This is a genomic window from Streptococcus mitis (assembly GCF_946190325.1).
Classification (GTDB): Bacteria; Bacillota; Bacilli; order Lactobacillales; family Streptococcaceae; genus Streptococcus; species Streptococcus mitis_CF.
In genome coordinates this window covers 146,062-158,297 of the sequence record NZ_CAMHZR010000004.1, presented here as the reverse complement: position 1 = coordinate 158,297, position 12,236 = coordinate 146,062, and the positions used below count along the sequence as shown (strand labels likewise).

The window sequence follows — 12,236 nt, the reverse complement described above, 5'->3', positions numbered from 1 at the left end:
CCAAGTGAAGATGGCGAACAACCTAAGAAAGATATTCCAGGCTACCGCTTCGTAGAAACTAAGAAACTTCCAAATGGCGACATCGAGCACGTCTACGAAAAAGTTAAGACATCATTCAAGGATAAAGAAGGAAACGAGATTCCAGGTAATCCAAGTGAAGATGGCAAGCAACCTAAGAAAGATATTCCAGGCTACCGCTTCGTAGAGACTAAGAAACTTCCAAATGGTGACACAGTTCATGTTTATGAAAAAATCATTCCTTCTGTGAAACCAGAACCTGCGAAACCATCAAAACCAGCTCCAGCTAAACCAGCTAAGGAATTGCCTAATACTGGTACAGAAGATCACTCAAGCCTAGCAGCTCTTGGACTTCTTGGAGTATTGAGCGGATTTGGTCTTGTGGCACGCAAGAAAAAAGAAGACTAATGTTTTAATCATTAAAGATTAAACAAAGGAATTCAATTTCATAAATGAAAACCCAACTAATCAAGTGATTAGTTGGGTTTTTTATGTGGATTATCTATTTTTCCATGCTTGGTAACGGGTATCAATCAATAACTGGGTGAGGCGTCCCATGGTTTCCCTTTCTTCTGGAGTGAGAGATTGAGCTTGGACGAAGAGATGACGAATGTGTTCGATAGCCTTTAAGGAAGACAAGTCATTGATAGATGTAATACCAGAATCAAGAATGGTGCCAAAGAAGAGATCGAAGTAGAGCTGGAGTTCTTCGTCAGAGACTGTGGCCACCCACTCCTTGATGGTTGTGTCAACTTGTTGGCTATCACTGTTGGTTTTATCTAGTTGGACGAAGTGCTTGTCTTCAATCTGCCAACTAAAGGTATCGTGCTGGGCGATACCACCTAAGGCAGTACTGTGCACGATGATTTGCTGGTTAGGGATTTCTAGCATCATACCGATGATGGAACCTTGTGGAATGAAGACCTTGGTTTTATCCATTATCCTTTGATAGCCCTCGGTTTGTGTCAATTCTGTGTGGAGACCAGGCGCATCAAAGGTATAAACTGCTGTGATCTGATCTTGCAAGTTTTGCTCAATTTGACTAGCAGCATAGATGGCTAAATTTCCTCCCTTGGAATGTCCAGCCAGAATGACCTTTTGCTTAGGATGGTGGGCAAAAAAGTTCTTTAAATAGCGGAGGGCATGCTTTTGAGCAGGAATTTCCTTCATATAAGTCAGGTGGAAATCTTCCTTCCAGCCAATGATACTGTCATCAGTCCCACGAAAGACAATCAGATAGGTATCGAGATTGAGGTGGTAGGTCATAGCTGCAAATTGTTTTTGCAATTCAGGATTGATGTCATTGATAAAATGGGAGAGTTTGCAATTTTTGAAGCGTTTGTGTCGAGCTAATTCATCCAATAGCTGGAGGCGATTTTTGCTGGTCAACATGTTAGGCTCTCTTGGAACCTGAGGTGCCAGGTCTAAAAGTCGCATAGGAGTTGTGGAGACCAAATTATCAAAGGAGAGGTAGGTGATTTCTGTTAAGGCTAGAATGTCTAACTCATTTAAAGGAAGATCGTAAAAGGAATCGTGTGCGACATCTTTCAGGTAGTCAAAAATATTGGTCATAAGAACTCCTTTCTTTTTATTTATCTTATCACAATCACATATAATTTACTAGTTGGTTTGTACGAGCTCTCTACATACTGACCTATAATGGTATGATTCAGACACATAGAAGACAGTTTGCTTTTATTTCAAACCTCTAAACATACTTGTTTGTATCTGTTTGGCGTCAATCCCATTCTCTTTTAAGAAATTCTTCATCTCATTTATATCATCAGGTTGGCCGGTTAAGAGATAAATAGCTTGGTTACCGTATTTCACAACCGCATTTTTTAAAAATGCTTGGCTTTGAGAAAAGGTTTCGCTAGTTTTATAAGTTAGATTCGGATTATTCTTACTAAGCTCTCTTAACTCATTATCAAAAATGTTTACTCCTTTGTCTAAATGATTAAGAATGATGGAGCGCTTACCAGCCCACTCTTTCACAACTGGACGTAGAGTAGAAATACCGACATCAGAGGCAAAACAAACCAGTGCTTGGTCATTGTCTTTAACAGATAAAGATGACTCCAGCCAACTCATCTCAATTTTACTACCAGCTGGTAAATGTGTTAAGGTTTCCTTAAACACGCTACCACTATTATGGGTTACAATAAGAATTTCATCCTCATCAGGAGTGGAAGCAAGGGTTAGCCATCGACTAGTCTGTTCCTCCTTTACTGGACTTTTGTCTGGATCAAACGAGCTGTCAGGAAGCTTAAACTGAGCATAGGAGCCAGCTTTCCATATTTGATTTTTTGGTTTTGTGATGTGAACTAAATACAAATCTCCGCTGGGATTTTCAATGGATTTTATCGATAAAGTTTGACTTCGTCCAAGATAGGTAATGATTCCCCAAGATATAAAGCCAAGCACTCCAAGTGTAGTTAGAATAATTATGAACATTTTTTTCCCTCGTTTCATTTTTAACTCCTATAGTGTAGTAATTTTCTATGAATGAATAATATTTCTATTCATTCAAGTGTTTTCAAAAAATAAAGAAAAGATTTCTTTATTTCAGGATTCCTTTAATGAAGTTGGTTGCTAGTATTTCTACAGTTTTGCTAATATCTGGAAAATCATTTTCTGTGATATGCATATCCATGTAGTAAAATAGGTTGTAAACCTGTAAAATATCTTGAATTTTTTCTGGAGAATGACCTTCAGCCTGCAAACGATGAGTAAAAGTTTTTACGAGAAATTGATGAAATGGATTCGCGACTTTCCCTTCTTCTGAAGAATAGTAACTGTGTAACTCATCTGCAATAGCAGGATTATACCATTCAGCAAGAATTTTATTGGAAGAAATGAGAGTTCTGGACTGAGCAAAGAGTTGACTAATAAGATCAATCATATCAATTTCCCAATCCAGTTCTTCGATCATAGTTTGGCGAACACGATTGTTTTCATCAATATAGATATCTAAAAAAATAGCTTCTTTACTTTCGTAATAGTTATAAAAAGATCCGACTGCTACATGAGCTTGTCTAGCAATTTCTGAAATTCCTGTCGCCTTGTATCCTTTTCTTGAAAAAACTTCGTAAGCTGCTGATTTTAAAGTCTGTTTTTTGTCCAATTTGATTTAATCTCTCTCTGAATGAATATTTTGTTTAATTCATTCATATCTTAACAAATCTTTTGCAGATTGTCAATCCGAAAGCTAGAACTTTTTATGTCTACTATTTGATAAGGAGCTTCTCAATGTTATAAGAGTATGGAATCTCGTTTTAACTACACTCAAGGTTTAGAAGAATAGATATAAATTTTTGTTAAGGGGATGGATAAGAGAACTGAAATGAAGGTTGAAAAAAATTAAAAATAAAAGGGTAGGACTGGCACTATGTATGAAAATAAGGTATGATATCAATGGGGTTATTCACTATTTGTTTTTGAGCTGTTGTGACAAGGAAATGTCAAAAAAGTATTAGATACCAGCCCCTTTATTTATAATAAAGGATTTAAGACTCCTAGAATTAGCAAAGGAGAATCAGATGCACAAGATTTTATTAGTAGAAGATGATCAGGTCATTCGTCAACAGGTCGGGAAAATGCTCTCTGAATGGGGATTTGAAGTGGTTCTGGTAGAAGACTTTATGGAAGTGTTGAGTCTATTTGTCCAGTCGGAGCCTCATTTAGTTCTCATGGATATTGGTTTGCCCTTGTTTAATGGCTATCACTGGTGTCAGGAAATCCGCAAGATTTCCAAGGTACCCATCATGTTTCTGTCTTCGAGAGACCAGGCTATGGATATTGTCATGGCGATTAATATGGGCGCGGATGACTTTGTGACCAAGCCTTTTGACCAGCAGGTCCTTTTAGCCAAGGTTCAGGGCTTATTGCGCCGTTCCTATGAGTTCGGGCGTGACGAGAGTTTACTGGAATATGCCGGTGTTATCCTCAATACAAAATCCATGGATTTACATTATCAAGGCCAAGTCTTGAATTTGACCAAGAACGAATTCCAGATTTTACGCGTTTTGTTTGAGCATGCGGGCAATATTGTAGCGCGTGATGACCTCATGCGGGAGCTTTGGAACAGTGACTTTTTCATTGATGATAATACTCTCTCTGTCAATGTGGCTCGTTTGCGTAAAAAATTGGAAGAGCAGGGCTTGGTAGGATTTATCGAGACCAAGAAAGGGATAGGGTACGGACTGAAGCATGCTTGATTGGAAACAATTTTTTCTAGCCTATCTGCGCTCCCGTAGTCGTCTGTTTGTCTATCTGATTTCTCTGACGTTTCTGGTCTTACTCTTTCAGTTTTTATTTGCCAGTTTAGGGATTTACTTTCTCTACTTTTTCCTCTTGTGTTGCTTTGTAACCATCTTATTTTTCACTTGGGATATATTGGCGGAGATGCAGGTCTATCGCCAGGAAATTCTCTATGGGGAGAGGGAAGCCAAATCTCCTTTGGAAATAGTTTTAGCAGAAAAATTAGAAGCGCGTGAGATGGAACTCTATCAGCAGAGGTCTGACGCAGAAAGAAAACTGACGGATTTGCTGGATTACTATACCTTGTGGGTCCATCAGATAAAGACCCCCATTGCAGCTAGTCAACTCTTAGTTGCAGAAGTAGCTGACCGCCAACTGAAGCAGCAATTAGAACAGGAAATTTTCAAGATCGACTCCTATACAAACTTGGTTTTACAGTACCTGCGTTTAGAAAGTTTCCATGATGATTTGGTCTTAAAGCAGGTTCAAATTGAGGACTTGGTCAAGGAAATAATTCGTAAATACGCTCTTTTCTTTATTCAAAAAGGCTTAAATGTCAATCTACATGACCTTGATAAAGAAATCGTGACGGATAAGAAGTGGCTGCTAGTGGTCATTGAGCAAATTATCTCAAACAGTCTCAAGTACACCAAGGAAGGTGGTCTGGAGATTTATATGCAAGGCCAGGAACTATGTATCAAGGATACGGGAATCGGGATAAAAAACAGTGATGTCCTCCGAGTCTTTGAACGGGGTTTCTCAGGATATAATGGACGTCTAACCCAGCAGTCATCTGGACTAGGACTGTATTTATCTAAGAAAATTTCTGAAGAACTGGGTCACCAGATTCGTATCGAGTCTGAGGTCGGAAAAGGAACGATAGTGCGGATTCAGTTTGCTCAAGTGAACTTAGTCCTTGAGTGAGAAGAGACAATGAGTTTTTACCCAATCTCTTTTTGCTATATTTCAGGATATTTGAAGACTGTTTTTTACAAAACCAATAATAGAATTTTTAATACGGAATATAGTATAAATACTGGTTCAAAGTGAAGTTTTGTATGCTTTATACTTTTGTTGAGTATAAAATCTATAAACTAAGGGTGAATTACAAAAATTAATTTGAAATGAAGTGAATTGTAGACTTGGGAAATGTCTCCTATTCGATTTCAGAATGAATCGTTGATACAGGATTAAAAGAACTGCAGCTTTCTTTTTATTTTGAATGAGATAGGTGTATATAGATTTGTGTAACTGGTGTAGAACTGTTTCCAAGAATTTATTGAATGTATCGAATACACACATTCTATTGATTTTGAACCAGTTTTTAATTTCTAAATGTTATAATAGTTTTATCAAGTAAAAGGAGACTGCCATGATTGGAGACAATATAAAATTCTTACGAAAATCACATAATCTGATATAACCAGAATTTTCACGGATTGTGGGTGTGTCATGAAATAGCCTAAATCGTTAGAAAAACTGAAAAAGCTTACTTTCAATAGAAGTATTGGAAATATTCATTTTACATCTATCAAAGAAACATGGGATAGACCTATATTTTACAAAATAGCAAATTATATTTTGAATGATAGTAAAAACTGCAGTACTTGTGTGATTTACAATTATTGCACTCAATGTCCGAGTATCGCACTATCTGAAATAGGGAATAGTAGAGATTGTTCTGCGATATGTAAAAAAACGCATTAGCAAGGAGTATCGTATATGCTACCATATCTTAAAACTATTAGATGGTATCTCTTCTTTAATTTTCTTTTTGGTGTAGTATCGAATATCTGCACAGCTTTGTTACCGTATTTCACGCAGGCATTAATCAAAGGGGATTATCAAGTAGCTCTATATGGTTACTCTATGTCAGTGGCAGGCTATTTGAGTTGTAACTATATCCAAATGATACTTGATTGGAAGCAGGGGATTATCTTTTCGACTACTTTGAAAAATGAGTGGTTTCGTTCACTTCTGGGACTCAGTCACCACGATTTCAAGCAGAAAACAGTAGCAGAGTATATTTCCTATCAATCTAATGACCTAGATTCGTTGGAAAAGGATTACCTTCCTCCATTGATGAGTTTTATCAAACAAATTTTACGTATCATCATTTACGCTTTCATTATTAGCAGAACAATTAATCCTATTGTATCACTGATTTTAATCTTTTCTACTGGAATTAGTATTCAAATTCCTAAAATCGTTGGGAAGTTGACCGCTAATCGTAGACAGGTTTACTTGAAAAAACAAGGAGATTACTATCGAACTTTGGAGGATTTGCTCATGGGACATCATTTGGTAAATAAACTAACTATGTCGCATTTTTTGAATCAACAAAAGAGCTCTCTAAAGAATTTGCAGGATAAGTATTTTAAGTATGGTTTGACAAAAATTACAGGCATATTATTGACAGGTGTTTCTTTTGAATTCATTAGTCTTGTTCTGTTTATTTATTTAGCCTACTCTCTATCTCACCAGCAACTCGGTATTCCTGAGGTGGTGGCGAGTTTCGGATATATTAATGCTTTTTCTGAACCAATACAGGAAATCCTTTATGATTTACAAATGTTAGAGTCCGTAAAGCCTGTAATCAAGAGTTTTCAAAACATTGTTGGGAGACCCGTTTCAGTTCAAGCACCTCAACATTCTTTTGATACGATTACTTTGAAAAACATTTCCAAACAACTGGGAGAATCAAAATTGATAATTACTTCCGCTACGATTCAAAAAGGGGATAAAATTGCGCTTATTGGTAAGAATGGGTCTGGAAAAAGTAGTCTTCTCAACATTTTAAATGGAACAGATGAAGATTTTGAAGGACAAATTGTGCTAGATGGGCTTGTTTTGGACCATCTTTGGGGAAGATTCGGTATGATTCTGCAACAAGAACATACATTTATTTCGAGTTATGAAAATAATGTAACACTATTCAATAGTTTCAATGAAAAATTCAGAGAAGAAGATTTTGAAAAAATTCCACCACAATCCCTGTCAGGTGGTCAGCAACAACGAATGTATTTAAATCGTGAGAAAAATCGTAAAAATCCATTGCTTATTCTAGACGAACCTTTCTCTGCCTTGGATACTAATCAGTTTAAAATGGAATTGGAAAGAGTTCTGGAACTACCAAGTGCCGTCATTGTTACTTTACATCGCCAAAACGAATTATTAAGTAAGTTTGACCAAGTTTGGGAAATTAAGAATGGAGAACTTGTAATTTTGAAATAGCTAAATTATAAAGAATAAAACGCATAGTATCAAGGTTCAGGAGATACCGTTTTTCCTTCTTCGGATAAGGAAACAAAAATTTCTTGCTTCATCTATCTATTCAATTGATAGATTTCGTCAGAGAAAAACTGTAAAATTTTTGATATAATATAAAGGATGGACTGACGGATACTTAAAAGATAATTTTCAAAAGAATAACAGGTGAGAAGAAAAATATGTAAGATTGGACAGAAGTCTCTCTACCATCATCCATGCAGAAACAAGATTATATAAAATAAGATGAAGAAAGACAGATTAATTGTATTGACAGATGCTGTTCTAGCAATTATTATGACCATCTTGATTTTAGAGTTAGAAAAACCAACAACACCAAGTCTTGAAGCTTTTTGGGATTTACGGCAAAATTTCTTTGCTTGTTTTCTTTCCTTTTTCTGGTTGGGATCGTTATGGATGGCACTAAACACATTATGGGAAAAGGTTGAGAAAATTTCCTCAGAAATTATTTGGTGGAATTTGTTTCTACTCTTGGAGCGGCAGGAGTTCTCTTTGGAGAATTTCATGCCATCCAAGATACCAGTCTGAATGATGTGGTGGACCGGATCTATATAAATGTCAAGGATTTACCGTTTCAGTCCTTGGGAGCTTTAGCTAATATCCTGTCTGATGTTAAGAAGGGACTGATTCAAGACAGTCATATCTGGTCTTTCTTCCAGTCATTTTTCAAACAATATCAGTTGATAATCAGCTTAAATCAGATCTATCAGTTTGTCTATCTTTCTCTGATGGAGATCATGTCCTATCTTCACTTTGATTATTGGAAAAAACGGCTCGGTCAGGAGCTAGTATGAATAAGGAGAACAAATGAGACGTTTAAAAATGTTATGGCATATTATACAGGTTACGGGTTTTACTCGGTTTGCTCTGAGTTTTGTGACCTTTGTTTTTGGGTCAGGAGGCGTGCTTTTCCTAGTTGAACCTGCTATCACAAATTACGGAGACGGTCTTTGGTATGCTTTTGTGACTTCGACGACTGTCGGCTACGGGGATCTCCTAGCTGTGACCTTGATTGGAAGGATTACCAGTGTCTTCTTGACGATTTATGGGCTCATATTTTTTGGCTGTTTATCAGCTGTTATTATTAATTATTATACCGATTTAAATAAGGAAAGAGGAGAGGACAAATGACTGCCAATTATTCAACACGGGAATACCGTGAGAAATTATACGATGACCTTCATGTTCGATTGAGAGATACAGCGATTTTGATGTGTGCAATTTTTATTGCCTCTATCGGTCTAAATATGAATTCAACAGCTGTTATTATTGGAGCCATGTTAATTTCACCTCTCATGACACCGATTGTTGGACTGGGATTCGGTTTAGCTATTTTTGATACGCGTTTAATCAAGCAATCTCTAGAGGTTTTATTGACTCAAGTGTTGGTCAGTTTGCTTGTCTCGACTCTGTATTTCTGGATTTCTCCCTTGTCTTATGCAAGTAGCGAGTTGATCGCACGAACCTCTCCAACCATTTGGGATGTTCTCATTGCTATTGCTGGTGGGATTGCTGGTGTGATCGGTTCAAGGAAAAAAGAAGCAAACAATATCGTGCCAGGAGTAGCCATTGCTACAGCTTTGATGCCGCCTATCTGTACTGCTGGCTATGGTTTAGCTAATGGGAATGTACGATTTTTATTGGGGGCTCTCTATCTTTTCTTGATCAACTGTGTCTTTATCATGCTAGCCAACATTGTTGGAACAAGAATTTTGATGAGAAAATCTCCTTTAACTTCATTTAAAGAGCTGAGTATTAAAATGAGAATTGGCTTGATTTCTTTGATTGTATTGTTGATTCTTCCAGCTAGCTATTCGGCAGTTACTCTGACAATAGAACAAGCGCGCAAAGAAGGGATCAAACAGTTTGTAGGAAAAGAGTTCGCCAATTATACGGTTATTAATCAAGTCTACAAGTCAAGTAACAATGAATTGGTCTTGACGGTTGTTGGAGATCCGATTTCAGAAGAAGAATTAGAAACACTCCGCCAAAAACAAGCCTCTTACGGTATTCAATCTGTTCAATTGAAAGTGAATCAAGTTCAGAACTCGCCAACATTAGATAGTGAAGCGACCAAGGAATTTTATGAAAACATTGACAAGTATATTGATCAAAAACTCTCTGAAAAAGATTCACAAAACGATCTCGTAAAAGAAAATGAAGCAGACAAGGATTGAGGATATTAACCTTATCCAACTCATGAAAGCAAATCTTGTGTGGTGGTTTGGTCAATCACTACTAGTTCAGATTAAATAAAATATAAAAAGCAACAGCTGTTCAGTTGTTGCTTTTTAGCTAGCTAGGATTTTATCCTAGGTTTTATTTTTTATTTCTCAACTCGTGATTTGTTGGCGATATCAGCTAGGATAGCTTGAACAAAGTCATCAACTGAGACAGTTTGTGTTTCTTTTTGGCCATAGCGACGAACGTTAACAGTTCCGTCTTCCATTTCCTTGTCCCCAACGATCAATTGGTAAGGAATCTTGCTGGTTTGTGAAGCACGGATCTTGAACTGCATTTTTTCATTGCGCTCATCTACATCTGCACGAACCCCACGGTCACGGAGTTTCTTAGCTACTTCCCAAGCATAGTCCACGTGTTTTTCGTTAGATACTGGGATGAGGGTTACTTGGTGTGGTGCAAGCCAAGTTGGGAAGGCACCTTTGTAGTTCTCAATCAAGATAGCTGTGAAGCGTTCCATAGTTGAGATAACTCCACGGTGGATCATAACTGGACGGTGCTCTTCGCCATCAGCTCCGATGTATTTAAGGTCGAAGCGTTCTGGAAGCAAGAAGTCAAGTTGGATAGTAGAAAGGGTTTCTTCTTTTCCAAGGGCTGTCTTAACTTGAATATCCAATTTTGGTCCGTAGAAGGCTGCTTCACCTTCGGCTTCAAAGTAATCCACACCCATTTCATCAAGAGCTGCACGAAGCATGGTTTGGGCATTTTCCCACATTTCATCGTTATCAAAGTACTTGTGAGTATCTTGAGGGTCACGAAGAGAGAGGCGGAAGCGGTATTCAGTCAAGTTGAAATCTTCATAAACATCGATAATCAACTGAAGGGCACGCTGGAATTCTTCTTGGATTTGTTCTGGAGTAACGAAAAGGTGACCGTCGTTAAGAGACATTTCACGTACACGTTGAAGACCAGTAAGGGCACCTGATTTTTCATAACGGTGCATCATACCGATTTCAGCGATACGGATTGGCAATTCACGGTAAGAGTGAACATGGTGTTTGAAGACTTGGATGTGGTGCGGACAGTTCATTGGACGAAGGACAAATTCTTCCCCGTCCCCCATGTCCATAGTTGGGAACATGTCTTCTTGGTAATGATCCCAGTGACCAGAAGTCTTGTAAAGTTCAACAGAAGCAAGTGGTGGAGTGTAAACGTGTTGGTAGCCAGAAGCCAACTCCTTGTCGACAATGTAGCGTTCCAATTCACGACGGATAGTCGCACCATTTGGCAACCAGAATGGAAGTCCTTGACCAACCTCTTGTGAAATCATGAAGAGGTCAAGCTCTTTACCAAGTTTACGGTGGTCACGTTCTTTGGCTTCTTCACGCATTTGAAGGTAGTTTTTCAAGTCTTTCTTGTCAAACCAAGCTGTACCGTAGATACGTTGCATCATAGCGTTGTCGCTATTTCCACGCCAATAAGCACCTGCCACATGGAGAAGGTGGAAGATTTGGATACGGCCTGTTGATGGAACGTGAGGTCCACGGCAGAGGTCCACATATTCACCCTGACGATAGATAGTCAAACCGCCCTCGTCTTCTGAGTGTTCTTCAATCAATTCCAACTTGTAAGGGTCGTTCTTGAAGATTTCACGGGCTTCATCTTTAGTCACTTCTTCACGAATAGATGGGAAGTTTTCTTTGACAATTTTTTGCATTTCTTCTTCGATACGAGGAAGGTCTTCGTTAGAGATTTGACCAGCAGTATTGTCAGTATCGTAGTAGAAACCGTCTTCGATAGCTGGACCAACTCCCAAGTGAATGTCTGGGAAAAGGCGACGAGCTGCTTGGGCGAACAAGTGAGCAGCTGAGTGACGCAAGATTGGAAGGGCATCTTCGTGATCAGGTGTAACAATTTCAATGCTTCCATCTTCAGTGATAGCACGAGTAGTGTCGATGAGTTTGCCGTTGAATTTACCAGCCAAGGCCTTTTTAGCTAGGGAATTGCTGATAGATTGGGCAATTTCAAAAGTAGTAACGCCAGATTCGAATTCACGAACAGCGCCATCTGGGAAAGTAATGTTAATCATGATGTTCTCCTTACTTATATTATTGACGAATGTGTTAACCCTATTCTGAAAACAGGGACAGAGAATTAATTGTGAAAGCTAGAAAAACAAAAAGCGACCTCCTCGAAAGGACGTCGCAACGTGGTTCCACCTTCATTTATGTACCTCAAAAGAGAGGGACACCTCTGATTGGCTCTAACGTAGCCACCGTTTTATGTTTTCATAAAAAACTCAAGAGTAGTATCAGTTTAGGCCTCCTATGCGTTTCCAGCAACCACGCACTCTCTAGTAGAAAGGGACTAAGTGACTTGTCTCTATGGATTATTATAGCATGATTGTGAAAATTTTCAAGATTTTTGTAGATTTTTTTGAATTTTCTTCATTGAAAGAGTGCCTGCTATGCTTTGTTAGGTGTAATGAG

At 38.2% G+C, this 12,236-nt stretch carries 12 protein-coding genes and 1 pseudogene; 8 read left to right on the top strand and 5 right to left on the bottom strand.

The window, feature by feature from the left end; translation table 11 throughout:
- Nucleotides 1–426 (top strand): LPXTG cell wall anchor domain-containing protein (locus N8M95_RS06935; protein WP_261116873.1); only part of this gene is annotated, 426 nt, incomplete at its 5' end.
- Between the two features lie 90 nt (nt 427–516).
- Here N8M95_RS06935 and N8M95_RS06930 read toward each other — a convergent pair.
- The 3 genes from N8M95_RS06930 to N8M95_RS06920 all read right to left on the bottom strand — a co-directional run bounded on the left by N8M95_RS06930 (nt 517) and on the right by N8M95_RS06920 (nt 3,148).
- Entirely contained in the window at nt 517–1,590 is a 1,074-nt protein-coding gene (locus tag N8M95_RS06930) for a DUF2974 domain-containing protein (protein ID WP_120769880.1), read from the bottom strand.
- A gap of 123 nt (nt 1,591–1,713) precedes the next feature.
- Nucleotides 1,714–2,490 carry a ferredoxin reductase domain-containing protein gene (locus N8M95_RS06925; RefSeq protein WP_261116872.1) on the bottom strand — a complete coding sequence of 259 codons (777 nt, stop codon included), beginning with the start codon at nt 2,488–2,490 and terminating at the stop codon, nt 1,714–1,716.
- 88 nt (nt 2,491–2,578) lie between these two features.
- Entirely contained in the window at nt 2,579–3,148 is a 570-nt protein-coding gene (locus tag N8M95_RS06920; protein ID WP_261116874.1) for a TetR/AcrR family transcriptional regulator, read from the bottom strand.
- Between the two features lie 409 nt (nt 3,149–3,557).
- Between N8M95_RS06920 and N8M95_RS06915 the strand changes: the two genes are divergently transcribed.
- From N8M95_RS06915 to N8M95_RS06885, 7 genes are all read left to right on the top strand, one after another.
- Nucleotides 3,558–4,235 carry a response regulator transcription factor gene (locus N8M95_RS06915; RefSeq protein ID WP_000548991.1) on the top strand — a complete coding sequence of 226 codons (678 nt, stop codon included), beginning with the start codon at nt 3,558–3,560 and terminating at the stop codon, nt 4,233–4,235.
- Nucleotides 4,228–5,202: a HAMP domain-containing histidine kinase gene (locus tag N8M95_RS06910; protein ID WP_261116871.1), complete on the top strand. Its 975-nt coding sequence runs from the start codon at nt 4,228–4,230 to the stop codon at nt 5,200–5,202. Before N8M95_RS06915 ends, N8M95_RS06910 begins: the two co-directional genes overlap by 8 nt.
- Before the next feature lie 798 nt (nt 5,203–6,000).
- Nucleotides 6,001–7,512, top strand: a complete 1,512-nt coding sequence (locus N8M95_RS06905) for an ATP-binding cassette domain-containing protein (RefSeq protein ID WP_004242726.1) — start codon at nt 6,001–6,003, stop codon at nt 7,510–7,512.
- Nucleotides 7,513–7,791: 279 nt separating this feature from the next.
- Complete coding sequence (locus tag N8M95_RS06900; protein WP_004240734.1) at nt 7,792–8,094, top strand: TMEM175 family protein; 303 nt, start codon at nt 7,792–7,794, stop codon at nt 8,092–8,094.
- Nucleotides 8,019–8,360 (top strand): hypothetical protein, encoded by a 342-nt coding sequence (locus tag N8M95_RS06895; RefSeq protein WP_000397556.1) that lies wholly within the window; start codon nt 8,019–8,021, stop codon nt 8,358–8,360. Before N8M95_RS06900 ends, N8M95_RS06895 begins: the two co-directional genes overlap by 76 nt.
- A 13-nt stretch (nt 8,361–8,373) precedes the next feature.
- Nucleotides 8,374–8,697, top strand: coding sequence for a potassium channel family protein (locus N8M95_RS06890; RefSeq protein ID WP_001253404.1), 324 nt, complete (start codon nt 8,374–8,376; stop codon nt 8,695–8,697).
- Complete coding sequence (locus N8M95_RS06885; protein WP_261116870.1) at nt 8,694–9,743, top strand: DUF389 domain-containing protein; 1,050 nt, start codon at nt 8,694–8,696, stop codon at nt 9,741–9,743. Before N8M95_RS06890 ends, N8M95_RS06885 begins: the two co-directional genes overlap by 4 nt.
- A gap of 149 nt (nt 9,744–9,892) precedes the next feature.
- Here N8M95_RS06885 and thrS read toward each other — a convergent pair whose 3' ends face one another.
- Together thrS and N8M95_RS09345 are read right to left on the bottom strand one after the other, a co-directional pair.
- Nucleotides 9,893–11,836: a threonine--tRNA ligase gene (gene thrS / locus N8M95_RS06880; RefSeq protein WP_000608345.1), complete on the bottom strand. Its 1,944-nt coding sequence runs from the start codon at nt 11,834–11,836 to the stop codon at nt 9,893–9,895.
- 65 nt (nt 11,837–11,901) lie between these two features.
- Nucleotides 11,902–12,089, bottom strand: a pseudogene (locus N8M95_RS09345) (hypothetical protein).
- Between the last annotated feature and the right edge of the window lie 147 nt (nt 12,090–12,236).

Coding starts and splice junctions, on each gene's coding strand:
- N8M95_RS06900 (WP_004240734.1), top strand. CDS start 7,792: ATGAAGAAAGACAGATTAATTGTATTGACAGATGCTGTTCTAGCAATT.
- N8M95_RS06910 (WP_261116871.1), top strand. CDS start 4,228: ATGCTTGATTGGAAACAATTTTTTCTAGCCTATCTGCGCTCCCGTAGT.
- N8M95_RS06925 (WP_261116872.1), bottom strand. CDS start 2,490: ATGAAACGAGGGAAAAAAATGTTCATAATTATTCTAACTACACTTGGA.
- N8M95_RS06885 (WP_261116870.1), top strand. CDS start 8,694: ATGACTGCCAATTATTCAACACGGGAATACCGTGAGAAATTATACGAT.
- N8M95_RS06905 (WP_004242726.1), top strand. CDS start 6,001: ATGCTACCATATCTTAAAACTATTAGATGGTATCTCTTCTTTAATTTT.
- thrS (WP_000608345.1), bottom strand. CDS start 11,836: ATGATTAACATTACTTTCCCAGATGGCGCTGTTCGTGAATTCGAATCT.
- N8M95_RS06890 (WP_001253404.1), top strand. CDS start 8,374: ATGAGACGTTTAAAAATGTTATGGCATATTATACAGGTTACGGGTTTT.
- N8M95_RS06915 (WP_000548991.1), top strand. CDS start 3,558: ATGCACAAGATTTTATTAGTAGAAGATGATCAGGTCATTCGTCAACAG.
- N8M95_RS06930 (WP_120769880.1), bottom strand. CDS start 1,590: ATGACCAATATTTTTGACTACCTGAAAGATGTCGCACACGATTCCTTT.